The organism is Frisingicoccus sp. (assembly GCF_048388605.1).
In the GTDB taxonomy this organism is placed as follows: Bacteria; Bacillota; Clostridia; order Lachnospirales; family Lachnospiraceae; genus Frisingicoccus.
The window spans coordinates 67,254-92,069 of record NZ_DBGCTU010000040.1; the positions used below are offsets into that span (position 1 = coordinate 67,254).

At 43.2% G+C, this 24,816-nt stretch carries 18 protein-coding genes; 17 read left to right on the plus strand and 1 reads right to left on the minus strand.

All coding sequences use genetic code 11. The features are described 5' to 3' along the window. Positions 1 to 349 precede the first annotated feature (349 nt). The 12 genes from ACMN7X_RS10950 to ACMN7X_RS11005 all read left to right on the plus strand — a co-directional run bounded on the left by ACMN7X_RS10950 (position 350) and on the right by ACMN7X_RS11005 (position 16,134). Positions 350 to 5,503, plus strand: a complete 5,154-nt coding sequence (locus ACMN7X_RS10950) for a SpaA isopeptide-forming pilin-related protein (protein WP_418747505.1) — start codon at positions 350 to 352, stop codon at positions 5,501 to 5,503. Positions 5,504 to 5,632: 129 nt separating this feature from the next. Beyond that, on the plus strand, positions 5,633 to 7,345 hold the full coding sequence (locus tag ACMN7X_RS10955; RefSeq protein ID WP_418747506.1) for an isopeptide-forming domain-containing fimbrial protein: 1,713 nt from the start codon (positions 5,633 to 5,635) through the stop codon (positions 7,343 to 7,345). A gap of 111 nt (positions 7,346 to 7,456) precedes the next feature. Continuing rightward, positions 7,457 to 8,335, plus strand: a complete 879-nt coding sequence (locus tag ACMN7X_RS10960; protein WP_418747507.1) for a class C sortase — start codon at positions 7,457 to 7,459, stop codon at positions 8,333 to 8,335. 6 nt (positions 8,336 to 8,341) lie between these two features. Beyond that, positions 8,342 to 9,235 (plus strand): class C sortase, encoded by an 894-nt coding sequence (locus ACMN7X_RS10965; protein ID WP_418747508.1) that lies wholly within the window; start codon positions 8,342 to 8,344, stop codon positions 9,233 to 9,235. 42 nt (positions 9,236 to 9,277) lie between these two features. Continuing rightward, positions 9,278 to 10,333, plus strand: coding sequence for a DUF5979 domain-containing protein (locus tag ACMN7X_RS10970; protein WP_418747509.1), 1,056 nt, complete (start codon positions 9,278 to 9,280; stop codon positions 10,331 to 10,333). 12 nt (positions 10,334 to 10,345) lie between these two features. Continuing rightward, positions 10,346 to 10,861 (plus strand): hypothetical protein, encoded by a 516-nt coding sequence (locus tag ACMN7X_RS10975; protein WP_418747510.1) that lies wholly within the window; start codon positions 10,346 to 10,348, stop codon positions 10,859 to 10,861. Then, on the plus strand, positions 10,861 to 11,634 hold the full coding sequence (locus ACMN7X_RS10980) for a hypothetical protein (RefSeq protein ID WP_418747511.1): 774 nt from the start codon (positions 10,861 to 10,863) through the stop codon (positions 11,632 to 11,634). The genes ACMN7X_RS10975 and ACMN7X_RS10980 overlap by 1 nt, the downstream gene beginning before the upstream one ends. A 15-nt stretch (positions 11,635 to 11,649) precedes the next feature. Next, a complete protein-coding gene (locus tag ACMN7X_RS10985) occupies positions 11,650 to 12,423 on the plus strand; it encodes a hypothetical protein (protein WP_418747512.1) in 774 nt (257 codons plus the stop codon). A gap of 1 nt (position 12,424) precedes the next feature. Next, on the plus strand, positions 12,425 to 13,387 hold the full coding sequence (locus ACMN7X_RS10990) for a hypothetical protein (RefSeq protein WP_418747513.1): 963 nt from the start codon (positions 12,425 to 12,427) through the stop codon (positions 13,385 to 13,387). Between the two features lie 115 nt (positions 13,388 to 13,502). After that, positions 13,503 to 14,033, plus strand: a complete 531-nt coding sequence (locus ACMN7X_RS10995; protein WP_418747514.1) for a signal peptidase I — start codon at positions 13,503 to 13,505, stop codon at positions 14,031 to 14,033. 129 nt (positions 14,034 to 14,162) lie between these two features. Continuing rightward, complete coding sequence (locus tag ACMN7X_RS11000) at positions 14,163 to 15,446, plus strand: AAA family ATPase (protein WP_418747515.1); 1,284 nt, start codon at positions 14,163 to 14,165, stop codon at positions 15,444 to 15,446. A 10-nt stretch (positions 15,447 to 15,456) separates the two neighbouring features. Beyond that, entirely contained in the window at positions 15,457 to 16,134 is a 678-nt protein-coding gene (locus ACMN7X_RS11005; protein WP_418747516.1) for a hypothetical protein, read from the plus strand. Between the two features lie 60 nt (positions 16,135 to 16,194). Here ACMN7X_RS11005 and ACMN7X_RS11010 read toward each other — a convergent pair whose 3' ends face one another. After that, complete coding sequence (locus ACMN7X_RS11010; RefSeq protein WP_418747517.1) at positions 16,195 to 16,818, minus strand: hypothetical protein; 624 nt, start codon at positions 16,816 to 16,818, stop codon at positions 16,195 to 16,197. 340 nt (positions 16,819 to 17,158) lie between these two features. Here ACMN7X_RS11010 and ACMN7X_RS11015 point away from each other — a divergent pair, with 340 nt between their 5' ends. From ACMN7X_RS11015 to ACMN7X_RS11035, 5 genes are read left to right on the plus strand one after another with little or no spacing between them, the layout of a single operon-like run. Further along, positions 17,159 to 17,344: a hypothetical protein gene (locus ACMN7X_RS11015; protein WP_418747518.1), complete on the plus strand. Its 186-nt coding sequence runs from the start codon at positions 17,159 to 17,161 to the stop codon at positions 17,342 to 17,344. Then, positions 17,341 to 17,742: a DNA repair protein gene (locus tag ACMN7X_RS11020; RefSeq protein ID WP_418747519.1), complete on the plus strand. Its 402-nt coding sequence runs from the start codon at positions 17,341 to 17,343 to the stop codon at positions 17,740 to 17,742. The genes ACMN7X_RS11015 and ACMN7X_RS11020 overlap by 4 nt, the downstream gene beginning before the upstream one ends. A gap of 20 nt (positions 17,743 to 17,762) precedes the next feature. After that, the gene (gene lepB / locus ACMN7X_RS11025; protein ID WP_418747520.1) at positions 17,763 to 18,353 is read left to right on the plus strand and encodes a signal peptidase I; all 591 of its coding nucleotides are present in this window, start codon (positions 17,763 to 17,765) and stop codon (positions 18,351 to 18,353) included. Between the two features lie 31 nt (positions 18,354 to 18,384). Then, the gene (locus ACMN7X_RS11030) at positions 18,385 to 23,058 is read left to right on the plus strand and encodes a SpaA isopeptide-forming pilin-related protein (protein WP_418747521.1); all 4,674 of its coding nucleotides are present in this window, start codon (positions 18,385 to 18,387) and stop codon (positions 23,056 to 23,058) included. Positions 23,059 to 23,072: 14 nt separating this feature from the next. After that, the gene (locus tag ACMN7X_RS11035; RefSeq protein ID WP_418747522.1) at positions 23,073 to 24,815 is read left to right on the plus strand and encodes an isopeptide-forming domain-containing fimbrial protein; all 1,743 of its coding nucleotides are present in this window, start codon (positions 23,073 to 23,075) and stop codon (positions 24,813 to 24,815) included. Position 24,816: the final 1 nt, after the last annotated feature.

Consider the following 24,816-nt stretch of genomic DNA (forward strand, 5'->3'; position numbering starts at 1 on the left):
GTGAAAGTGCAAATTGAGATTGGATTAAGATTTTTGTGTGATATTCTGATCCCAGAAAAAAGATAGTACTGTGTAAACAAATGTATTTTGTGAAGCGCTCTGCATATTAAATGATGGAGATGAAGATATATGGCAGGAAAGAATACAGAGACATTCGTTATACAAGTCAGAGGAACTGACAACGGTACATGGCAGGGAACTGTAGAGTGGGTGGAGAAACAGAGAAAGATTGCATTTAGAAGCGTGTTAGAGCTGATTCGGCTTATGGATTCGTCTATTAATTTTCGAGAAGATAGGAAATAGATGAGAAAGCCCATCGATCTTTTGCACACAAAGCGGAGGAATGGGTATGAGACCATGGAAGAGAGTGCTGGCCATGGTGTGTGTCATGGCGTTGACTGCAGAGATAAGTCTTAATAACAGCGTGGCTGTTTATGCAGAAGAATATAATAAGGTGAATGATACGACTGAGGAGGTAGCTCAGCGGGAAGCAGAGTCGTTGGATGACGGCAATGCGGTTGGCTTAAGTGAAGAAACTGTCGTTCAGCAACCGGAAACACTGGGCGAAGAAACAGCGCAGACAGAATCGGAAGCGACGAAGGCGACAGAGGTTAAAGAGACAATATCTGAAACCGAAATTCCGGAGTCGGCATTGGAAACACAGCCGGAAACCTCGGAAAAGGAAACAGCAGAAAAAGAAACTGCGGATAAAGATAAGGAAAAACAGGAAGTCACAAACATTGAGCTTAAAACCAACATCGATGGTGTGGAGATTACGATGGCAGGTTTATCTACTTCCTTCCCGCAGGGAAAAAAATTAAGCATTTCCGCAAAACATATTGATTCAGCGACAAAGGCTGTAGTTGAAGAAGCGCTGGAAGCCGAGGCTGAGCAGAATGATTTTAAAGTAAAAGACTATCTGGCCTATGATATCACACTTCTGGCAGACGGCCGGGAGGTACAGCCGGAAGGCCCTGTGGAGGTAATATTTTCCGGAACAGAATTCACCCGGGATGCGGATGTGAAGGATGAGGATATTGCGGTATATCATGTGGCTGATCAGACTGCAGCTGTCAGTGATATGAATGGAGAAGTAGCTTCCAACGGCGATGTAATTATGGAGACGACCCATTTTTCCACCTATGTCATTGTTAAAAAGGTTCCGCAGGAAGTTAAAGTAACCATACAGCACTACCTGTGGAAGGATGGAAAGGGAAGTAAATTATATACAGATAAAGAATATGTTCTCAATACCATAAAGGATGGCGATGAAGTCACATTATCGGATTATACAAGAGAAGATAGCGGATATAAAATTTTCAAAGTTGTACAGGTAAAGGACTCTGAAAAAGATAATGAATCCGAAGAGGCAATCTCAGAACAGCAATTAGCGAACTATGAAGTTACAGGAGATACCACGATCCGTGTTTATTATGAAGAGCAGGAGGCCGGAACCGTTCAGGATGGCGTGACATTCTTTGATTATACGGTGGGAACTTTAGATATTAATGCAACCTACGGGATATCAGATGCAGACAGAACAACGAAAATTCAGCAGGCAGCGAATGGCGGTATTAATGCCGAATCGAATTATCCGGCCGGCTCGGGGAAAAATCAACGTCTTGCAATGGGGCAGAGCCCGTTATGGCCTCAGAATGAGAAGGATGAAGCAGTTGGACTGGAGCTACATGAATATGAGACTTATAAAGGAACAGTTGATAACAATGAAAATCCTGTAATAGTTAAAACTCCGGATGGCAAAACCTATAGCTCCTTCGATATTAATAAAGATAATTCATCTTCCGGCGAGATTAAAGGCGCACCGATTATAACAGGTATTATAAAGAATTTGACAGGCAGTGCGTACAGCGAAGTCAATTTCGCGGACGGCATTGCGGAGCCTGGATTTTTTACCAGGGAAAATAAGATAGGAAAAACGATTTATGATGATTTTACATTAGAGTTTAAGCAGAGTGGAAACAGCTATGAACTTCAGAGTGTTAAGAATGGTTCGGATACAGTTGCAAATGCAGGGGTTAATTTCTGGCCGCTGGATAATGTTTCATCTGCCAAACAAAATTGGATATGCAAGGCGGATGATCCAAGCGGAGCTGCTCATAACTGGTTTTTCGGAATGCGGTATGACTTCAAGTTTAAACTGGGCGACTATGTGAATGACTTGTATTTTGAATTCACCGGCGATGATGATATGTGGGTTTTCATGGATGGTGAATTGATACTTGATCTTGGAGGTATCCACACATCATATCCGAATAAGAATCTTGAGTATAAAGATAAATGGCGAAATGATGTAAATCTCTGGTCCTATCTGAATGGAGAGACAAGCTATAACGCGGATGCCGCTTATGATCCGAGCAAGGCAGACAGCCCGATGTATACGGAGGAACATACGATCACCGTATTATATATGGAGCGGGGAGGTTATGGCTCGAACTGTCATATGAAATTTGCAGTTCCTTCACTGGAAGTAGTTGAACCGGTTATTTCCACAACCCCGAAAACGAGCCTTACCTTCAGCAAGGTGGACAGCGAGGATCCAACGAGGAAATTAGAGGGTACAGAGTTTACACTTTACAGACAGTATCAAAACGGCGAGTTGTCCGATGAGATAACAAAGGCTGTTTCAGATAAAAATGGCGAAGTTACATTCAATAATTTGCGGCAGGGAACCTATTACCTGCAGGAAACGAAATCAACCGATGGGTATTATCGTACAAGAGCAGTCTTTACGGTGGAGGTTATTGATGAAGGAGGAACACTCAAAGCTTATTTGAAAAAGAGCAGCGGCGCCACTATTACATATATAGAGAATCATAAACTTGAAAATATGGTGACGACAAGCAAGACCGCTGAAGTACTAGATTATGATAAACGTACCTATGAAGTTAATTTGCAGGCTTCGGTACACTCCTTCATTGATCAGTATTCAGAACCTGTTGACATTGTGCTGATTACGGATGTTTCCGCTTCCATGCTGTTCCCCGGCAACCTGCAGTCGACTGGGAAGACAATCACACTGAATGATTGGAAGTTGAATCAATTAGGTGGAAACGGTCCCTACTATGTTATCAGTGATCCGGAAGGAACAGCGACTGTTTATAGGCTGGAAAAATCCGGAGCCAATTGGTACTACACAGATGCCTCATTAGCGAATCGGGGAAATGACCTTGTTGGTAATCTACCGGAAGGCAAGCAGATACGTTCCGGAGATAAGGCGGATGGTTGGGGAAATTATAAGTATACCATTTATACGGATCCGGATTCGACGAGAAACCGTTTATATTACCTGAAAAATTCGGTGAATGATTTTATAGAACAATTGGGAGAGTATTCCCCTGAGAGCAGAATCGGGCTGGTCACCTTTTGTGCAAGCGCAACAACTCATTTTAATGGACAGTTGTTGGAACTCAGTTCTTCAAACATAGGCCGCATTACAAACACAATAAGTAATATCAGTACAGCAACCGGTACACGGCAGGATCTTGCACTTAATCAGGCAAAGACGCTGTTGGAAAATAACCGCTCCGAAAGAAAGAAAATCGTTATCCTGATCACCGATGGAGCGCCGAATCCGTATAGCAATGAGGTGCTAAATGCGATAGAAACAAATGCCCAGACAATAAAAAACAGCGGTGCGACTTTGATGACTGTTGGATTGAGTTTGGATCAGGTTGTCAAAGCGAAAAATTTGCTGCGAGGTATTTCATCAAAAGATGAAAATAATCAGCCTTACTTTTACGATGCGAAGAACGGTGCATCACTGGAAAGCACGCTGCAGACTATTTTGGAAACGATTTCCGAAGTACCGCTTGTAACGGGAGTGTTCAGGGATTATATCAATGACAGCTTCTATTTAATAGATCAAAATGGAAACAAACTGGATGTTGGCGCCAAAGCCTATGGCGGCACGGTTGGCAAGGACAGCAATGGTTATTACATTGAATGGCCGAGCGAGCCAATCGTAGAGGATCCGGGAAATATACATACAATTCATGTGAGGGCAAAGGATGACTTTATAGGCGGCAATGTCATAGAAACCAATAAACCGGGTTCAGGATTGACTACAGAGGATGGCCATATTGAATTTGATGAACCATCTGTCAATGTAAAGCTTCTGGATTTAACAAGTGTCAATAAAGAGATGACGGTATTTTTAGGTGACGATGTAACCACGCCGGAATTGATTAAAGAACTTGCGGACGAAGCTCCTGAGATCATTGAGATTGCCACGACACCGGATGGAGAAAATATCCGGGCAGCTTTGCCAAAAGACTGCAGATTGGATGCCGATGATATTGCTTCATTGATCAATAAGGAGTCAGTAACAAAGGAGTATTCATACAGTGGTTCCAATGGTGCGGTAGGAACATTTACATATACAGTAAAGCAGGTTACACAGGCCGGAGACCTTGAAAAACATCCGGCGGAAAAAGAAGGAGAAAAAGTAGAGCAGTATGTTTTAGAGGTTGTTTATACGCCAAAGACAATTGCGGACAGAGGACTTGGTGATCCGAAAAGCGAAAAGCCCGGCGATGAAGTGAAGAATTCTATAAAGAAGGAGAATAATTACTATGTTAATGTCATTGCCGGAAGCTTAGAGATCATAAAGAAGATAGAAACTTCGTCAGATTCAGATCAGAAGTTTAAATTTGAGGTAACGAAAGAAGGGGATGCGAATTTCAAAAAGGAAATCGAAATTACGGTAGATGCCGGACAAACAGAGGGCAGACTTACCGAAGAGCAGAAGGAACAATTGAATCATCTTAGCCGCGGTACATATAAGGTTACAGAAAAGGATTCTAATGTTAAATACGAACTTGATCGTATAACTGAAGCAGAAGAGAACCAATGTAACGTAGTATCCGGCGGTGACGATAAGAGCATTTCCTTTGTTGTTGGCACAGATAAAAATAATAAGGATTCTTTGGATACAGTCGATAACAGTAAAACTAATTTATCAGATAAATATCCAAACGGAAGACTTGCGGTGGCAGAGGTTATAAATAAAGCGGCCACATACAAATTAAATATTCATAAAGTCAGTGCGAGTGACGGCACATCTCCTTTATCCGGAGCAGAATTTAAATTGAAGAAAAATGGCTCGAATGAAGAGAGAACAGTCACAACCGATAAAAACGGCAATGCAGCATTTGAAAATTTGCCGGAAGGGACATATGAACTCGTTGAAACAAAGGCTCCTACAGGCTTTGCCCTCTCAACTGAAAAGTATACGGTGACATTTCCTTATGAAGTGCCGGAAAAAGCAGATGGCAGGATTACAGTAGGAAAGACGAAGGCCGATGAAGCCGGAAAAACAATCGCTTATGAAATAACGATAACGGTTGAAAATGAAGTTCTTTATGAACTTCCGTCCGGAGGAGGCCGGGGAATTTATTGGTATTCGATTGGCGGTATGCTGATTATGATGGCAGCAGCGTTGATCTTATATAAAAACAAACACAGGGAGGTGCTGGAAAGATAGGGCATGTAGACACTTTTCAGCGGACCCCGTTCCGCGAAAGATGTACAGTATTTAAAATAAGAAACAAAAAATGAAATCTAAAAACTAAAATTATGGGGGAACCCAAAAAAGAAAGAAAGGGAGAAAGAAATGAAAAAATTAAAACGAATTTTAGCTATTTTAATGACAATGGCTATGGTTTTGGGAATGACAGTGACAGCTTCTGCTGAAACAGGAAAAACACCTACTGCAGCAGATACAACAACCGCATCCGTTACGAATGTTGAGGCAGGCGCTAAAGTAACAGCATATAGAATTATTGCGCCAAATTATAATAATGGTTTTACAGGATATAGCATTGTTTCGGACGTAAAAACTTATTTAAACGGTGTCGATATGACTGCTAATGGCGAGAATCCAGCTGAACCTACACAGGGCCCATCTGCTGAACAGATCCAGAAGATTGCTAAGGCTATCAGTAATGACTCTGCTCTTGCTGGAAAATTAGATCATGTATCTCTGTCAACTTACACAAAAACTAGTGATAAAACAGCCACAGAAGTCGAGTTAGGTACATATTCTGCTGATTTGGGTGCAGGTTACTGGGTTGTTATCATTGAGAGTACAGGAGAGGTTATTTATAACCCTATGTTACTCGGTGTATATTATTCCACAGCGGATGGTACTTTAAATAATGATATGACAGGCGGAATTATTGATGCAAAAACTAATTGGACTTTAAGTACTGAACCGGGATATGCAAAGTCTTCCAGACCTTCAATTGATAAGAAAATTGTAGATGCTGCAGGAAATCCTGTTGGAAGTACTACTGCTACAGGAAATACTAATAATGGAGTTGACGTTGCCGCAGGCGATACAGTTTATTTCGAAGTTGATGCAAAAATTCCGGCATATAGTGATTCCTATGAACAAGTTACATATAAAATCACTGATACATTATCTGATGGTCTTACAAGAACTGATGCCGCTCCAGTAGTAAAAGTTGGCGATGATACAGTGACAGCAGGGGACAATACGTTTAAGGTAAGCTATAACGGGCAGACCATGACAATTGAATTTGCTTCTGCTTATGCACTTGCAAATGCAGGTAAAGATGTTGTTGTAACTTATTCTGCAACATTGGATGCGGATGCTGGTCAGAACTTTGATATGAACAGCAATACTGCAAAATTAACTTATTCAAATAACCCTTCAGATTCCAGTGACGTAAAAGAAATCGAAGATAAAACATATACCTATACATTCGAAATCGATGGTAACCTGAATGGAGAAGATGGCGAAAACGAAGAATGGGTTACTAAAGAACTTATCAAAGTTGATGCAGATAAATTTGTGGAAAAAACAGAAGATGGTGTAACAACCAGGACATATACGACACCGCTGGCAGGTGCAGAATTCAAACTTGTAAATAATGATACAAAAAAAGAATATAAGACAACAAGCACGACTGATGGTAAAATTCACTTCAGTGGCCTGGACGCAGGAACTTATACTTTGACAGAGACAAAAGCGCCGGCAGGTTATTCTGTTAATACAGCAGAAATTCCAGTTGTAATATCAGCAACTTATAATGAAGACGGAACTTTAGCAAGTTATGAAATTAAAATAAATAATGAAGTTACCTCTACTTATACAGCAACTTATGAAGGTACCACTGTTACAACTAAAGAAGTAAAAGATGTAACAAACGGTAGCAATACATACGATTTCCTGAACACCAAACTCGCTAATCTGCCATCCACAGGTGGTATCGGTACATACATTTTCACGATCGCCGGTATCATTATCATGGCAGCAGCAGCAGGCTTCTTCTTCGTAAGCCGCAGAAAAGCAGAAAAATAAACAACATAGTGAGTGACATAGTAAATGATATTGTCCGGGGCGGTTTTCCGCCCCGGATATAAGAATGATTTGGGATACCTAAATGAAAATACAACAGTAAGGAGAGGCCAGATGAAGAAAAAACTAAACATAATATTTGTGATTTTATTCTTTTTAGCTGGATTGTCCCTGCTGCTGTATCCGTTAGTAGCAAATGAATGGAATAATTATCGGCAGAAGCGGCTCATTTCCAATTATGAGACGGCGGTTACACAGGCCGCGGATACCATTGATTATAAGGCGGAGTGGAAGAAAGCCCATGATTATAATGAAGCGCTGCTTCCGAGTATACTGCCGGACTCTTTTGCCATCGCGGCGGCGGAGGATGTGGATGAAATCTATCTGTCCTGCCTGAATCTTACCGGAAATGGAGTGATGGGATATGTTGAGATTCCGAAGATTGATATCAAACTCCCGATTTTCCATGGCACGGATGAGGATGTGCTGGAACAGGCGGCCGGACATCTGGAAGGAAGTTCCCTTCCTGTCGGCGGTGAGAATACCCACGCTGTGATTTCAGCCCACAGGGGTCTGCCGAGCGCGGCGCTCTTTACGGATTTGGACAGGCTGAAAGAGGGAGACCATTTTCTTCTATATATATTAGATGATATTCTCTGCTATGAGGTGGATAAGATATCCGTGGTGGAGCCGAAGGAGACAGAAGAATTGTCTGTCATCGACGGTGAGGATTTGGTGACCTTGCTGACATGTACACCTTATGGTGTCAACAGTCATCGGCTTCTTGTTCGAGGACACCGGGTGGAATATGTGCCGGAGGTTGTTAAAGAGGAGGAGGCCGGCGTATTCGGTGCGGTGAGCCTTCATACGAATTACCTGCTCTGGGTCATCATCGGACTCGGTGTGACGGCGGCTTTTATTGCCTTTCTGTATCTGTACGATAAGAAAAAGAGGAAGGAACTGGCACAGAACAGGGAAAATCAGGAGGGATAAAACAGAATGGCAGAAAAGAAAAAGAGGCCATTGAAAAAGAGAATACCGGAAATACTGATGGGAGTTGTGTTCCTGATCGGATTTCTGATATTTGCCTATCCCACCATATCGGATCAGTGGAATAATTACCGGCAGAGTCGGCTGATTTCTACCTATGAAAATACCATGGGCGAAATGACTGCGGAGGATTTTTCACTGGAGTGGGCCAAAGCGGAAGCTTACAATAAAACGATTACATATAACGATTTTACCGGGGATGTTTTTTCTGAGGATGAGGCTGATCTGAAAGGCACCGAGTACTGGGATGTGCTGAACATAGGGAAAGACGGCATTATGGGCTATCTTACGATTCCGAAGATAAATCAGACGATTCCCATTTATCATGGAACATCCGATGAGATTCTGCAGAAAGCGATCGGCCATTTGTCAGGCACCGGTCTTCCAATCGGCGGAGAAGGGACTCACAGTGTTCTCGCAGCCCATAGGGGACTGCCGAGCGCCAAGCTTTTCACCGATGTGGATCAGTTGAAGGAGGGCGATAAGTTTTATGCCCATATATTGGATAAGACTCTTGCCTATGAGGTTGATCAGATTCTGCCGATGGTGGATAAGGACGACTTGGATACTCTTACCGGGGCAATGCAGATCGAAGCGGACAAGGATTATATCACACTGCTTACCTGTACGCCTTACGGGGTGAACAGCCACAGGCTTTTAGTCCGGGGCCATCAGGTGGAATATTTTGGAGAAAATGAAAAAGAGGCGTTGACGCCGTTTGAATCGACGCTGCAGTCTGTACAGAATTACTATATGTTATATGGCATTTTGACAGCGGCAATATTAATTGCCCTCTACCTCATTATCCGGAAGGTGATAAAGAAGCGCAAAGATTCTAAATAATAAATTAGTCAATCATATATGTTTAGCTAGGGAGGAAAGAAGATGGAGAAGATAAAGCTGAAAAAAAGTTATATCGCCGGTGTTCTGGCATTGATTTTGATTGTGGCAACTCTCGGGCTGCCGCCGGCATACGGGGCTGAGGCGATCAACACACAGGCAGAGTGCTCATTGACTTTAAAGGTTGGCGATGGTAATCAGTTTAAAGAAGAACTTTCCGAACTGACGCTGCAGGCATCCCTGTACCGGGTGGCGGATATATCCGAGACGGGAGCTTATACAGTGCGCAGCGCCTATGGCGGATTGGACGTGTCGGATATTGATGAAACAACGACAGCGATGGTCTGGCAGGAGAAAGCGGAAACAGCCGATAAAATTGTGGAAGAAAAAATGCTGGCAGAGGATTATTCGGTGGCGATGACCGACGGAATCGGAACTCAGTGGGGTATTGCGCAGGGAATGTATCTGGTTAAGATGGCAACGGCTCAAAATGATCTATATGAATACAGTTTTATGCCATTTCTCATTTCGGTGCCGAACAACCAGTTCTATCAAACCGGAGATGACAGCTGGATTTATGATGTGACGGCGGATATCAAGCCGGAGCGGACTCCAAGGCTGGGAGCGGTTGAAATCGTAAAAACGGTGTCTGCCCATAATGCCAATATGGGGACTGCAATGTTTGTATTCCAGATAGATGCGGTAGATATAAACGGGGAAAAGGTATATAACAATGTGGCAGGCATCAGTTTTGACACGGCAGGGACAAAGAGTGTCCGGGTTGATGGAATTCCTGCCGGAAGTACCGTTACCGTGACAGAGATTTACAGCGGTTCCAGCTATGAGCTGGCAGCGGGAGCGCTGACGCAGGATACTGTGATCATTGCGGACGAAACACAGCAGCTGAGTTTTGTCAATACTTATAATGATGAATTGAAGCCGGGAACAGGAACCGTAAACCATTTTGATAAAGATGATGCGGATGTTCAGAATAACGGATGGAAATGGGTACAACTTTCGGGCTCCCAGGACAGTTCTCTCAAAACTGAGACGGGAACAGAGACAGAAGAAACAGAAGCTGAAGAGACAGCACAGGAGTAAGGAGGGGACGATATGAAAAAAATATGGAAACAGAAGATCGTCTGGCTGGCGGCAGCGGCGCTCCTGCTGGTGGGAAGTATTTCTCTTCCGAAAGCCATGGCCTATTTTACGACCTATGCCTCAGCGGGCGGCGGAGTGGAGATTAACATTTCGAATACAACAAATGAAGTGGAAGAGAAAGTGGATGGACTTATAAAGGAAATCCGGCTGGAGAACACATCTGCTCAGGAAGAATATGTGAGAGTCAAGGTGTTCTGCGGATCGGAGTTTTCATTGGCCTACACCAATGATTCCGGCAAATGGAGCCAGGGCGAAGGCGAGTACTGGTATTACAGCGATATCGTAAAACCGGGAGAGATCACTGAGCCGCTTCTGGCGGCGATCACTGTGCCGGATGGCCATAAGGATAACTTTGATGTCATTGTTGTGGAAGAGTCTGTCCCGGTATTATATGCTGAGGACGGAAGCCCGTATGCGGATTGGAGCCTGAGGGCAGACAGTGACATCATGGGAGAGGAGGCTGAATAATGATAAAGAAGAAAAAGAAAGTCTCCCGTTCAACAAAGATAACGGCAGTTCTGATGGCCGCATCCGTTATACTGTTATTGTCAAGCGCGGTGGGCAGTACCAGGGCCGCATTGGTTTATCAAAGTCAAAACTATACCGCGGAGATTGAGATATCCCAGATCGGCGTTTCTCTTTTAGAAAATGGAAATATCGTCGGCAGCCGGGATTATTCCGGAAGCGGTGATGTATGGAACGGAAACCCGGAAGGAAAGCTTTTGACGGGTCTTTTGCCGGAGGGCGAGAAGTTTGTGATCGGCAAAAAATATGATGAGGTCCTCTCTGTAAAGAACACGGGGACAATCGATGAATATGTGCGCGTGCGCCTTTATAAGAGCTGGCAGTATGCGGATGGGACGAAGGAGACAGCACTTTCCCCGGATTTGATCAAGGTTAATCTGCCGGGAAACGGATGGATTGAGGATACGAATGTGCAAGATTCCAAAGAACGGACTGTCCTTTATTATCCGAATATTCTTCAAAGCGGGGAAGAGACTCCGGCATTTGCAGATTCGGTCCAAATTGATAATAAGATTATGACGAAAGTCAAAGAGACTCGTACCGAGGAAAACGGAGTAACAACGATCACCCAGGAATTTTCTTATAACGGTGTGAATTTTTATCTGAAGGCGGAAGTGGATGCGGTGCAGACCCATAATGCACAGGATGCAATTAAAAGCGCCTGGGGTGAGGATGTAAATATTGCATCCGATGGCACTCTGAGCCTTATACAGTAAACAGGAGGGATATTGATGAAAGGAAAGCTTATAAGTATCGCAATGGCAGCTGTCTTGCTGATGGTTTCTCCGATTACTGTATGTGCAGAAGATTATGAAGGAGGCGATGGTTGGGTCGTCACCTTTGATGGGGAAAAGATGAGCAGCACCTTTGACAGGGCGGACATTGATGAGGAAATTTATGAGAAGCTCCAGCCCGGAGACAGCGTCGAGCTGCATGTCGAACTGAAAAATACATATAACGGAGAGACGGATTGGTATATGTCCAATGAGGATTTGAAGTCGCTGGAGGACAGCCAGAGTGTGGCGGAAGGCGGAGCCTATACCTATCAGCTGAAATATATCAATGCATCCGGAGCGGAGATGATACTTTATAACGAAAATGTCGGCGGAGATGATACAGAAGGAGGCGAAGGACTCCATCAGATAACAGAACCTCTGGATGAATATCTGTATTTAGACCGTCTGGCGCCGAATGCATCCGGGGAAGTGATATTGAAGGTATCTCTGGACGGCGAGACACAGGGGAATGACTATCAGGATACATTGGCTATACTGCAGATGAATTTTGCGGTGGAGCTGGTGGATAATACACCGATTGTAACGACGGTAAAAGTGCCGGGGCAGCCGGCAACGCCTTCGGGAAATACGGTAACAACGCCGAGGACGGGCGATGATACGCCGCTGATGTTATTTTCCATGATGACATTGATATCCGGGCTTATATGTGTCGGAATGGTTATATTCCTTGCAGCTAAAAAGCGCAGGGAAGAAAAGGGGGCGGAGTAGTATGAAGCTTAAAAGAATACGAAAATGTCTCCTGGCCGCCGGAGTGGCAGCGATGATACTCCTGCAGACAATGAGTGCCTTTGCCGCGGATAAGTATACCTATACCATCACTATTTCTGCAGGTAACAGAGGCGAAATACAGGATGCGGGCGTAGAACTGGTGAGCAGCACTGCCTCTAAATTCATACAGGGCGGAAAGCTTGTCATCACAGGTCTTTCCTATAATGATAAGGTGAATGTAAGTTATTCGGATGTAGTCAAAGTGGTGGATAACAGATATTATGCAAAAGTCCTCCGGGAAAGCGGAAAGGACAATGGTATAGCAAATGTATCTTCCATTACTGTAACCGATGACAGGGATTATGTCGTTGGATATGGAATAATGGGCGACCGGGTCGCATATACGGTAAACTATGTGGATGAGAATGGGACAGCGCTGGGAGCCAGCAATACTTATTACGGAAATGTCGGCGACCGGCCGGTTATCGCATATCATTATTTTGAGGGATACCTGCCGCAGGCCTATAATCTGACAAAAACACTGGTGAGCAATGAGGCGGAAAATGTCTTTACCTTCACTTATCGAAAGATGACGCCGGAAGAGATCATCAATTATGTGACCGTGCCGGCGGAGCAGGGAACAACCACACCTGGTGGAACAACGACTCCGGAAGGTACGACAACACCGGCAGGAACAACAACTCCTGGCGGAACAACAACGCCGGAGGGTACCGGGGAAGACAATCTGACAGAGGCGCCGGAAGAACAGGCTCCTCAGGAGTTGATAGATTTGGACGATGAAGATGTACCTTTGGCGGATGTGGACCTTGGCGATAAATCGGATGAAGGTACTGCGATCCGGAATAACAGAAATCCGATGCCGTTATATATCGGGATCGGAGCAGCAGCCCTTATTGGAATCGCGATCGTTGTGGTTTTACTTCTGAAGAAAAGAAAACAGTAATAAAACGGTATGACACTCGGCATGTAATGTGCCGGGTGCCGTTTGTGTTATGGCAATATCTCCGGAGCAGAGAGATCCGGGTCAACACTCATAAATATAAGGAAGGATTTGACAGATGAAGAAGCATAGAAAACAGGAGAAAAAAAAGAAAAAAAATGCGGGAGCAATAATCCTCCGGGTACTGGCAAGTGTACTTCTGGCAGCAGTTATTTTAATGTGTGTGCCGTTGACTGTGCCGCGTTTCTTCGGATATCAGATTTATACGGTGATCAGCGGGAGCATGGAGCCTGATATCCCCTTGGGAAGCCTTGTTTATGTTCATGAAATTGATCCGGAGACAGTTATGGAAGGCGATGTTATCGCTTATTATAGCGGAACAAATGGCTCTATTATTACGCACAGGGTCGTATATAATCAGACGGTTGCGAAGAATTTTATCACAAAGGGCGATGCGAACGATATAGAGGATATGGTGCCGGTGGAATATGACCGCCTGCTCGGAATCGTCGTGAAGACGATTCCGAAGCTGGGACAGCTGATGACCGTGTTCACTGAAACCAGAGGAAAACTTCTGGCGGCAGGCCTTTTGGTGGTGTCCGTTTTATTGCATGTCATTGCGGGAGCATTGGGAGAGAAAAGAGAATAAAGAGATTGTCGACCGCTTGCTGGAAAAAATATTATTTACTTTGAAGATATTTATGTTATGATTAAAGAAAATGTACAAAGTATATAAAGACGGTTTTTGCCAGGAATATTGGTATAGGAGGAGACATACATGTTTCTAAACTCAATGGTTCTCCACAATTTCAGATGCTTTTCTGATTTGGAAGTAAACTTTAATAATAGACTTACGGTTGTTGTGGGAGACAACGGGGCAGGAAAATCAACAATTCTTGAGGCGGCAACGATTGCGGCAGGGACATTGACCTCTGCAATGGATGGGCTGACGAACTATGGAATTAAGAAGAGCGATGCACATTATAAATGTTTCGACTTAGGGAGTAATGTAGATGTACAGCCACAGTTCCCGGTTGAAATAACGGCAACCGGAGATGTCGATGGACAGGAAATAACCTGGAGTAGGAATCTAAAATCTGCAAAAGGAAGAGGAGGCCTGGCATCTGCGAAGGAGTTAACCGCAATTGCTGAAGCGTATCAGGAGAGAATGAGAAATGGAGATAAAGAATTAAAACTTCCGATTATTTCTTATTATGGAACAGGGCGTCTTTGGGCTCAGCATAGGGAAAAAAAGAATAATACATTTGAGAAAAATAACAGAAGCAATGGCTACATTGACAGTCTTGATGGTGCTGCAAATGATAAATTGATGATGAAATGGTTTCAGAAAATGACGATGCAGCAATTTCAGAGAAATCAGGAGATTCCGGAATTTATGGCAGTAAGGATGGCTATGGAGCAAGTGTTTGCGTCTATTACCGGTCTTTCTGATGTGAAGGTACAGTTTAACCTGGATACGGGTGACATTGATATCATTTATTTTAACAAAAATAATGAACATGTCAGGATTCCGGTTTCATTGCTTAGCGATGGATATAAATGTACAATCAGCTTGATTGCAGATATTGCATATCGTATGGCGATTCTTAATCCTCAGCTTTTGGATAAGGTGTTGACTGAGACAGAGGGTATTATTTTAATTGATGAAATTGATTTGCATTTGCATCCAACCTGGCAGAAGCGTATTCTGAAGGATTTGATGAATATTTTCCCGAAAGTACAGTTTATCGTAAGCACACATGCGCCTGAGGTGATTAATTCGGTAAAAAGAGATGCTATTGTTATATTGAAGAATAATGCAGTATTGGCTGCTGCGGATGAAACCTATGGTAAGGATGCAAACACCATACTTAGAGAAGTAATGGAAGTTTCTGCGAGACCGGATGATGTAAGAATTTTATTTGAACAGTTTTATAATCTGCTTGATAAGGAAGAATGGAATCAGGCTGAGTCTGTTCTTGAAAAACTGGAATTTAAAATCGGAAATAATGATGCGGAAGTAAATTCGTGCCGTGTACGTCTTGAATTGGAGCAGATGTGAGGTGAATGCCATGATTGAAATAAAGAAAGGCAGGGAACCGGGTAAGCTGCTTTGGTATCGTCAGCAGGTTGGTGCTTCTTATGAGCAGATGGACAAAGAAGTGAAGGAAGAACTTTTGGAGAAATTGCTTGAGGAGCAAGGCCATATTTGTGCTTATTGCATGAGACGAATTCCAGAGAGAAGAGTATTGCCGATTGGCGCGCCTTCGGTTACAATTGAGCACTGGTTTCCGAGAAATCCGGAGAGTAAAGAAGATGTTGGTCAGGGCTTGAATTATAGAAATATGTTTGCCGTGTGCTCCGGCAATAGAGGTTGTGGCAATGAGGATGGCCTGACATGTGATGCCCGCAGGGGTAATCAACGGATAAAAGTTAATCCATGTGATGCAGATACATTGCGTGGAATTACATATACATCCTTCGGTCGAATACAGTCGTCGGATCCGGAAATTGATGAAGATATCAATGAAAGACTTAATTTAAACAGTGAAAGTATCTCCTTACCGGAGAACAGAAAGCAGGTATTACAAGCGCTGATTGATGATGTAAGAAAAAATCATGGTACAGGAGATATATCTCTGTACTGTAGAAGAAAGTTAGAGCAGATACGAAATGCGGGTGATCCGAAAATGCCTTATGTTGGAATCATGATTTGGTGGTTGGAAAAGCACGCATGGAAAAGAGAATAAAGAGATAAAAATTACCCCTTTGGATGATTGAACATCCAGAGGGGTTTTAGCTTTCGTAAATTATATCTCGTCTAAAATTTTCTGCACCTCATCTAAAGTTATGCCCTGACTTTCAGCGATTGCATCCTCAGATTTTCCCCGGAGCTTTTGTCTGAAAATCTCTGCGCGAAGTCGTTCTTTTTCCGCGCTTTTAAGGCCTTCGAGCCGACCTTCCTCGAAACTGATCTCTTTTTCTGAAGCGATGTGAAATGCCTCATCATATTCTTCCAGACACATGTTTGTCACCTCCGCTTTATTAGCCCGCAAAATGTCTGCCAGTATGTCGTGTGCGATACAGTGATCCACGGCTTCTTCGATGGCGTCTCTTAATGGCCTGTTTTGAGTCGTGCGTTTCCGAACCTCTGCCACGAACAGTGAGTATTCATAGAGAAGCGGACACCGCTGCATAATCCTGGCGCTGCGGCCCTTATTGATATTAACCATGTGGGCGCTAAACTGGGCGCAGGACTTTTCGACGCCGTCTGCAGCCTCCATGCTGTCGGTTAGATATAGGATTTCTTCATCTGACATTTCTTTAAGACCGTTATAGAAAACATAATACCTCGGCACGGGAAGGCGAAGCTGTTTGCTTCCGTAAAGGTCAAGCCGCTGCAGTTCGATGTACCTTTTAAAGGCGGCGGCCATATAGAGGAAGCCACGTAAAGGCATGTTGGGATTGTATGTACGCTGGCATTCATTTGCATATCCATTTAATTTTCTCCTTTACATTATAATTCAAAAATCATTTGTTATGCAATGATTATAGAGCAATATTAAAAAAAACCTGTCGAACCCTGACAGGGAAAAGACTTTTTTTATCGACAAAAACAGTAGAAAGATAAGTTGCGGTAACAGAAGACCTCTTCGAAATTTTTTTCAAATTTTTTTGTACAAAAAATAAAAAAAATCAAAATGTAATGAAATTTGTAATGCTCGATTTTTTATTATATATAATCATATGGAAGCTTAAGAAGGTGGGAATTGTATGGGGCGAAGTCAGAAGAAGCAGGGAACATTTATTGTAAAGATAATGAGTACACAAAATTCTACATGGCAGGGGAATGTTACCTGGGTAGAGCAGAATAAAGTACAAAATTTCCGCAGCGCCCTTGAATTGATGAAAATGTTGGACGCGGCGATTAGCGAAAATAATGGAGAGAGTTTCGTATGACAGATAGAGAGTTAAGAAGAATAAAAAGAGATGAATTACTTGAGATAATGTTGAAGCAGCAGGATGAACTTGAACAGCTCAGAAAACAGCTTCAGGAAGCAGAAGAGAAAATAGAGAGTCAGGAGGCCGAACTTCAGAAGCTGAGTTCGATTGCCGATGGAGCGTTAAAGCTCAGTGAACTCTTTGAGACGGCCCAGGCGGCAGCAGACGCCTACATGGAAGAGGCAGAGAGGAAAGCCTCCGAAAGTCAGATGACGAAACTCTACAGAGAGCTTCAGGATCAGGGAACAAAGCTTTGCAGAGAATTTCAGAGCAGGGGAACAAAGCTTTATAAAGAGCTTCAGAGTCAGGGAACAAAGCTTCGCAGAGAACTCCGGAATCGAAGTAATAAGAAGTAGAACAGATTAGAGGAGAAGATATGGAACAGGAACAGAATTATTCTCCGCCGACCAGAGAACAGTTGGAACGGGAATTGGAACGTGTCAAATACAGAAAAGGGTACTTAAAAGCCCTCCGGGGAACGGTTGCTATACTGGTTGTTGTGGCAGCGGTTGCCGTACTTGCGGCAACGATGATGTTTCCGGTTCTCAGGATATATGGAAACAGTATGACGCCTACATTAGAAGAGGGAAATATCGTGGCTGCGTTAAAAAGCACCAATTATGAGCGCGGTGATTTAATTGCTTTCTACTATAATAATAAGATACTTGTTAAACGAGTGATAGCGCTGCCGGGTGAGTGGGTGAATATCGACGATAAAGGCAGAGTATATATAAACGATATTCTTCAGGAAGAAGAGTATTTGGCGGAAGGCGAAAAAGATATGGGAGAATGTGATATAGAGCTTCCTTATCAGGTGCCGGAAGGAAGAGTGTTTGTGATGGGCGACCATCGAAGCGTATCGATCGACAGCCGGAGCAGTACCATCGGCTGCGTGTCAGAAGAACAGGTTGTAGGACGGTTGTTATTTAAAATATGGCCATTTACCGGTATAGGACCGGTTCGATAATAGATGTGATTTTGGAAAGGGAGGCATTCTGATGAAAACTTCATTTTGGCAAAAACTGAAGAAATTCATAATGGAATATAGTAAATACAGTCATTGGCATAAAGCAGCAGTCTGTATGGCAGCTATTGTTGCGGTACTTACAGTGTCTGCGCTGATTCTTCCGGCGGTTACTATGGGACGCGATACCTACTGTGGATTGGAAGAACATGAGCACACGGCAGAATGCTACGAAAAACAGTTAGTGTGCGAGAAAGCGGAAAATAAAGAAGAAGGCGAAGCGGCAAAGAAAGTACTTTCCTGCCCGCTGGAATTACATCAACATAAGGAAAGCTGTTATAACAGTAAAGGAGAGATCATCTGCGGTTATGCGGACTACGTTGTACACCAACATTCAGAAAAATGCTACGATGAAAATGGAACGCTTGTCTGCACACTTCCGGAAGTAAAGGAACATACTCATGATGCTTCCTGTTATACCGAAGAGAAACAGCTGGTATGTACGATCGCTGAGACAGCAGGGCATACCCATACGGAAGATTGTTACACAATGGTAGAGACCGGCAATATCAATTGCGTTGCCCCGGAAGAGGAAGGGCATGTTCATACCGAAGAATGTTATGAAAAAGTGAAGACGCTTACCTGTGGGCAGGAGGAAGCACCGGCCCATGTTCATACCGATGAATGTTATGAGACAGTAAGACATTATGTGTGCGGCAAGCCGGAGGTTATTCTCCATAAACATGATGAGGTGCATTGCTACAGCACAGATGAAAATGGCAATCGGTATTTAAGCTGCGGCATGTTGGAAGTTCTTTCCCATGAGCATGATGATAAATGTTTCCAGGAAGTTCAGACTGAGAATGAAGAGCATGTACATACAGAAGAATGTTATGAGGATGCGCTTATCTGCGAAAAGACAGAGCATACTCATGAAGACAGTTGTTTCGATAAAAAATTGGCAGAAACAGAGACAGCAAAGCAGTCCGAGGGTGAAAGCGGTGCAGAGACAGAAGAAACTTCAGAGACAACGGAAACGGAGCAGACTGTATGGACTACGCAGGACAATATATCTGAGGTAAATGCTTCAGAAACAGAATGTGGAAAAGAGGAACATATCCATACGGAAGCATGCTACAGCAATAGCGGTGAGCTTATCTGCGAATCAGAAGAGCATACTCACGAACTGGCCTGTTATTCGGAAGAGGTTCAGAATACGGTAAATGAAGTGAATCAGGCCATCGAAGCATTGCCGACTTATGATGAGTTGAGCACAAACTTTGCTGCCTATGAAGATGCAGGGGATGAGGATGGATATAATGCCTATTATCAGGAGATTGCGGCTCAGGCGAAAGCTGCTTATGAGGCTTATGACGCTTTAGATGTAAAGCTTCAGAAATTTATCCCGGCAGAAAATGTGGAGACAGTGATAAACTATATGTCCTTCTGGGCGATTGATACGCTGGAAAATACAGACACAAGTCTGGATGTTTATCTCCAGTCAGTAACGCTTAAAGATAAGGACGGTAATTCGGTAAGCGACACGGTTTATGTCGGAGAAAACTACAAAATCGCCCTTGGCTTTGCCGAATCTGAAGGAAAACAGTTCAATACGGCAGTAAATACATGGACTTATCAGTTGCCGTCAAGCCTGAAAGTCACCGCTGCGCAGAGCCAGAAGATGACGATAACAATTACTGAGAATAATATCCCAAGAAGTTATGAGGTGACTTATGATATCAGTACAAATGGTCTGATTACGATTCATCCTACGGATGAGTTGAAAAAAGGAGTCAATGATTCTCCGAATGTTTCCTTCAATGTTGAACTAGATGCTCAGGTGTCCGGCGAGAATGTCGGCGAGAATGGAGAAATTGTGTTCCAGGGATTCGGTACTGGAATTAAATTCCATACATCAGTCCGGCCGACGATCTCTGTTGAAAAGAACGGAGATAAAACAGAAAGTAAGGATGACAAAGGAAATTCAACCGGCGGTGAGCTCACATATACTCTTACCGGCCATGTGCTGAACGGTCCGATCAAGGGAATGACCTTTGTAGATAAGGGTGGATATGCGGAAGCTTATTTTGGAAATGCCGAAAAAGTACAGCAAAGTCTCACAATTGATTCTGTTGAAATTATCTGTGAAGATGATGCGAGCGGCCATGGCAAGACATTAAGCGAGGATGAGTATGGACTTACCTGGGGCCAGGGCATCGATGAGGCCACTGGTGAAGGTATGGCTAAAAATACCTTTGAGTTGAAGGTTGATGACACTGTTCAGTTGAGGGACTGCGATACGATAGTCGTGACATACCATATACCGTATAAGGCGGCTCAGGGAGTAAACTATTACTACTTTGATGTGGAGAATACAGTCACCTTTAGCGGAACATCCGTACAACCAACAAATCCGACAGCTCCGAGAAAAGATAATCCGGAATCGGATACGGTGACAAATTTAGTTAATGTTAAAGGCGGTACAGCCGGTCTTAAAGGTATCGTCAAAAAAATAGATGATACGGATTATGAGGAGAAAGGTGTATTGCATTATACAATAACGGTTGATGTAGAAGCTTTGGATTATAAAACATTTTATATCTCTGATGAGTTAACGGTTCTTCTGGATGGAGAAACTTATAAGGTGGATGCCGTACCAAAGAATTTGAAAGTAACGATTGAGGATGAGGACGGAATAAGAACTCTTGATGATCTTTCAGTTGTTAATCCAAATTGGATTGCGGATATACAGAAATCCGAGTACCAGCTGCCTGCTAAAAATTATTATGCATATTATGGCAAAGGGTTGAAAGGTCACTGGAAGTCTCCTGGTACGTTTGATATTCCATTTAATCCAACAACTACAGGATATTGGGCTACAGTTAATCATACATCTCTGAATCTTCAGAAGGATTCTCAGATTGAGGTGAGTTATGATATTAATGTCAATGAAAATGTCGATTTATATCAGACAGATGGAAAAACTTATGTAAAGACAGTTAATCTTAAAGAATATTTGGCTGATAATGATGGGGCAGCGATTCTTCGCAACTATGCACAGATGAGTGCCGGTGGTCAATGGGGCGGAAGTAAAGTAGATTACAGCCGCGGAGATAAACTGAGGAAAACCGCGGTTGTTCAGGAAGATGGAACTATCGATTATTCCGTAACTTTTTTGGTGGATAACGCGGTACGAGAGGTAATAAAGAATAACAAACAAACTCATAGCGGCACCAGCTACGTTGGTCTTAATATTGATTTTTATGATGAATTCCAGGAGGGGTGGGAATATGTAGAAGGGTCTCTTAAAGCCACTCAGAATTTGGGAACATGGACGCAGACATTCTACTACTTGGATAGCTTTGATCAGGAACAATGTAGCGATACGACTTTCCTGGAAAAAATTACAGGCAATAAGATATCGCCGATAACTACAAATGGAAATGCAATATGTGCTTCCTGGAATGGATTTGCTCAACGGCTTGACGGCGGAATATTGAATTCCTGGTGGAATCTTGCAACTTGTTCACTGTCAACCGATAAAAATAGTGGAATAAAGAATCTGGATAGATTTGTCAGTGTTACCTTTAATTATACTCTGAGACCGACGGATGCGGTAGGAAAAAACAGTCAATTTAAGGATACCGATGGCGATGGCAAGGGCGAGATGCCGACAGTTTCAGTGCACAATGATGCAGCAATTAAGTGTGGAAATGGAACTGAATATAGTGCGTTCCATGATTTATCATATACACCGAAGGCATTATCCAAAACAGCGAAGCAGAATGTGGCAGGCAGCAATGTGATTTCCTTTGAGGTGGAGATCAATCCGGCCGGAGTCGATCTGAATCCGAATGGAACGACGATTAAGGTGACGGATACAATGGGAGAAAATCTGACGTTAAATATAAATACACCATTGTCCGTATTAGACAGCAATGGAAATGACGTTTCGGGCTATGCGCTGAAAACGGATGTGACAACGGATGAAGCGGGGAAAGAGCATGAACAGCTCATTCTTACAGGTCTGCCGGATAACAGGTATTTAAAAATCTGTTATGAAGCCCTGGTAACCGAACAGGGTGACAATATCGAAGTCAGCAATACGGCTTCCATTGAAGGCGTGGCGGAGACAAAACTGGATGATGAGACCAAGTTTGATGTAAGTAATACATCGGGAAGCGGCCAGGGAAGTATCGATTATTTTACAATACACAAAGTCGATGAGGATAACGTGCAGAAATATCTGCAAGGGGCTGAATTTAATATTTATAAAGCGGAGCCGGATGAAAACGGCACATACACATTTGATGAAGGAACCGGTGAAACAAAATATTCTGCTGTGTTAATTGGAAATTATGCAACCGATGCAAGCGGAAAGATTGAAGTGAGAGATGAAAAAGTGCAAACCGGACAGTACTATATTCTGGAAGAGACAAAAGCGCCGCAAGGCTATATAAAGCCTGAAGTTCCGACTTTGGTTTATTTTGCGGGCGCAAGTGAAGTTCCGGCAGATGTAGACAAAAATGCGCATGTTATTGGTATCGGATATGCTTTTAGAGTTACAAATGAAGCCTACAAGGTAGAACTTCCTGAGACCGGCGGCACCGGTACAATTCCATACACAGTGGCAGGAATCACATTGATCTTGACGGCAGCCCTGATATATGTAAATAAAAACAAAAGGGCAAGAACAAATAAAAAATAAAAGGGGAATGAGCAATGAAACATGTAAAGAAATTATTGAGTGTTATTCTTGTGATGATAATGGCGATGACATTGGCGCTGCCGGCAGCAGCGGCAGGTGGAAGAACCCTGACAATTAACTCTAAGACGTCAGGCCATACTTATCAGGCCTATCAGGTATTTTCAGGAAGATTGGATAGTACAGGAAAACTTCTGGCGGATATTGATTGGGGTACAAATATTACCAATAAAGATACGGCTTTAGCCGCAGTAAAAGCTTTGAAGGTGACAGTGGATGGAACAGAAAAAGAAATTTTTTCGGAGTGTGTTACAGCGACAGATGTAGCAGATGTTTTAGGCGCTAATAAGAACAATTCAGAGCTGCTTGATAAGTTTGCATCAACCATTTCCGAATATGTAGGCGGAACTCCGGCAATAAGCGGAACTCCGACAGGAAATGCGGAAAATGGATATGTCTATACGATTTCCGGATTAGCTGATGGATATTATTTTGTGACAGAAGCACCGCAGGAAAACACAGAGGCAAATTGGGAACCGAATAATTCTTATACAAAATACATGCTCCAGGTTGTAGGCGATACGACAGTAAACGCAAAGACAGATGTTCCGAGTGCAGTGAAAAAGGTACAGGAAAATGTAAAGTATCCTCAGAATGATACGTATGTTCAGAATTACACTTACGGCCAGGGTTATAATGATGTGGCAGATTATAACATTGGTGATACAGTTCCGTTTTCGTTTTATTCTGCAGTGCCGGATATGACCAACTTTAAGACGTATAAGTATATCTTCCATGATAATATGTCTTCCGGGCTGACTTTTAATGCGGATAGTGTTGAAGTTTGGATCGGCGGCATGGAATTGGATAAGGATGACTATAGAGTAGTCACAAGCGAGTCATTAGGAGACGGTCATGCTCATACTCGGGGATTTGATGTTGTAATTGATGATTTGAAGCTTGTAGCAGCAAGACTGAGAACAGCTTATGGTTCAGATATTCGTGTTAATTTTACAGCAACACTGAATGATGGTGCAGTGATTGGTTTGGATGGTAATCCGAACACCCTGACTTTAGAGTACAGCAATAACCCTAATGATGAAGCCCAGACAACAACAGGAACTCCGGATACGGTTATCGTATTTACCTATGAACTGGATGTCACCAAGGTTGACGGAAAAACACTTGATGCCAATGGAAAAATCATTGATACGACCAAAATGCTGGGTGATGTAGAATTTAAACTGTACAAAAAAGTTACAGAGAATGGCAAGGAAGTCACAAAGTATGTAACGGTAGCTGATAATGGCAAGGTGACCGGATGGGTTACTGAAACCGATGATACAGAGGGAAAAGTAGGAAGCGTTTTAAAAACAGCTGCGGATGGGACATTTAAGGTAAGCGGTTTAGATGACGGAGTTTACTATCTGGAAGAGACAAAGCCAAAGGATGGTTATAATACGATTAAAGATCCAATTCAAGTGGCGATCAGCGCAGTGACGGCAAATGGCCAGAATTGGACAGATGGCACGGCGGCAAATGCACTGACGGCATTGAATATTACTATCGGCGAAGGCAATAAGGCTTCAACAACCCCTGGTGATATTAACACAGGTATCGTATCTACAATCGTAGAGAACAACAAAGGTATTCAGCTTCCTGGCACCGGTGGAATCGGTACAACAATCTTCTATGTAGTTGGCGGTATCCTGGTAGTTGGCGCGGCTGTCCTGCTCATTGCAAAGAAGCGCACAAAATAAT

What these genes read in the sequence shown, in the direction of transcription:
- ACMN7X_RS10950 (WP_418747505.1), top strand. Translation starts at nt 350, where the DNA reads ATGAGACCATGGAAGAGAGTGCTGGCCATGGTGTGTGTCATGGCGTTG.
- ACMN7X_RS10955 (WP_418747506.1), top strand. Translation starts at nt 5,633, where the DNA reads ATGAAAAAATTAAAACGAATTTTAGCTATTTTAATGACAATGGCTATG.
- ACMN7X_RS10960 (WP_418747507.1), top strand. Translation starts at nt 7,457, where the DNA reads ATGAAGAAAAAACTAAACATAATATTTGTGATTTTATTCTTTTTAGCT.
- ACMN7X_RS10965 (WP_418747508.1), top strand. Translation starts at nt 8,342, where the DNA reads ATGGCAGAAAAGAAAAAGAGGCCATTGAAAAAGAGAATACCGGAAATA.
- ACMN7X_RS10970 (WP_418747509.1), top strand. Translation starts at nt 9,278, where the DNA reads ATGGAGAAGATAAAGCTGAAAAAAAGTTATATCGCCGGTGTTCTGGCA.
- ACMN7X_RS10975 (WP_418747510.1), top strand. Translation starts at nt 10,346, where the DNA reads ATGAAAAAAATATGGAAACAGAAGATCGTCTGGCTGGCGGCAGCGGCG.
- ACMN7X_RS10980 (WP_418747511.1), top strand. Translation starts at nt 10,861, where the DNA reads ATGATAAAGAAGAAAAAGAAAGTCTCCCGTTCAACAAAGATAACGGCA.
- ACMN7X_RS10985 (WP_418747512.1), top strand. Translation starts at nt 11,650, where the DNA reads ATGAAAGGAAAGCTTATAAGTATCGCAATGGCAGCTGTCTTGCTGATG.
- ACMN7X_RS10990 (WP_418747513.1), top strand. Translation starts at nt 12,425, where the DNA reads ATGAAGCTTAAAAGAATACGAAAATGTCTCCTGGCCGCCGGAGTGGCA.
- ACMN7X_RS10995 (WP_418747514.1), top strand. Translation starts at nt 13,503, where the DNA reads ATGAAGAAGCATAGAAAACAGGAGAAAAAAAAGAAAAAAAATGCGGGA.
- ACMN7X_RS11000 (WP_418747515.1), top strand. Translation starts at nt 14,163, where the DNA reads ATGTTTCTAAACTCAATGGTTCTCCACAATTTCAGATGCTTTTCTGAT.
- ACMN7X_RS11005 (WP_418747516.1), top strand. Translation starts at nt 15,457, where the DNA reads ATGATTGAAATAAAGAAAGGCAGGGAACCGGGTAAGCTGCTTTGGTAT.
- ACMN7X_RS11010 (WP_418747517.1), bottom strand. Translation starts at nt 16,818, where the DNA reads ATGGCCGCCGCCTTTAAAAGGTACATCGAACTGCAGCGGCTTGACCTT.
- ACMN7X_RS11015 (WP_418747518.1), top strand. Translation starts at nt 17,159, where the DNA reads ATGGGGCGAAGTCAGAAGAAGCAGGGAACATTTATTGTAAAGATAATG.
- ACMN7X_RS11020 (WP_418747519.1), top strand. Translation starts at nt 17,341, where the DNA reads ATGACAGATAGAGAGTTAAGAAGAATAAAAAGAGATGAATTACTTGAG.
- lepB (WP_418747520.1), top strand. Translation starts at nt 17,763, where the DNA reads ATGGAACAGGAACAGAATTATTCTCCGCCGACCAGAGAACAGTTGGAA.
- ACMN7X_RS11030 (WP_418747521.1), top strand. Translation starts at nt 18,385, where the DNA reads ATGAAAACTTCATTTTGGCAAAAACTGAAGAAATTCATAATGGAATAT.
- ACMN7X_RS11035 (WP_418747522.1), top strand. Translation starts at nt 23,073, where the DNA reads ATGAAACATGTAAAGAAATTATTGAGTGTTATTCTTGTGATGATAATG.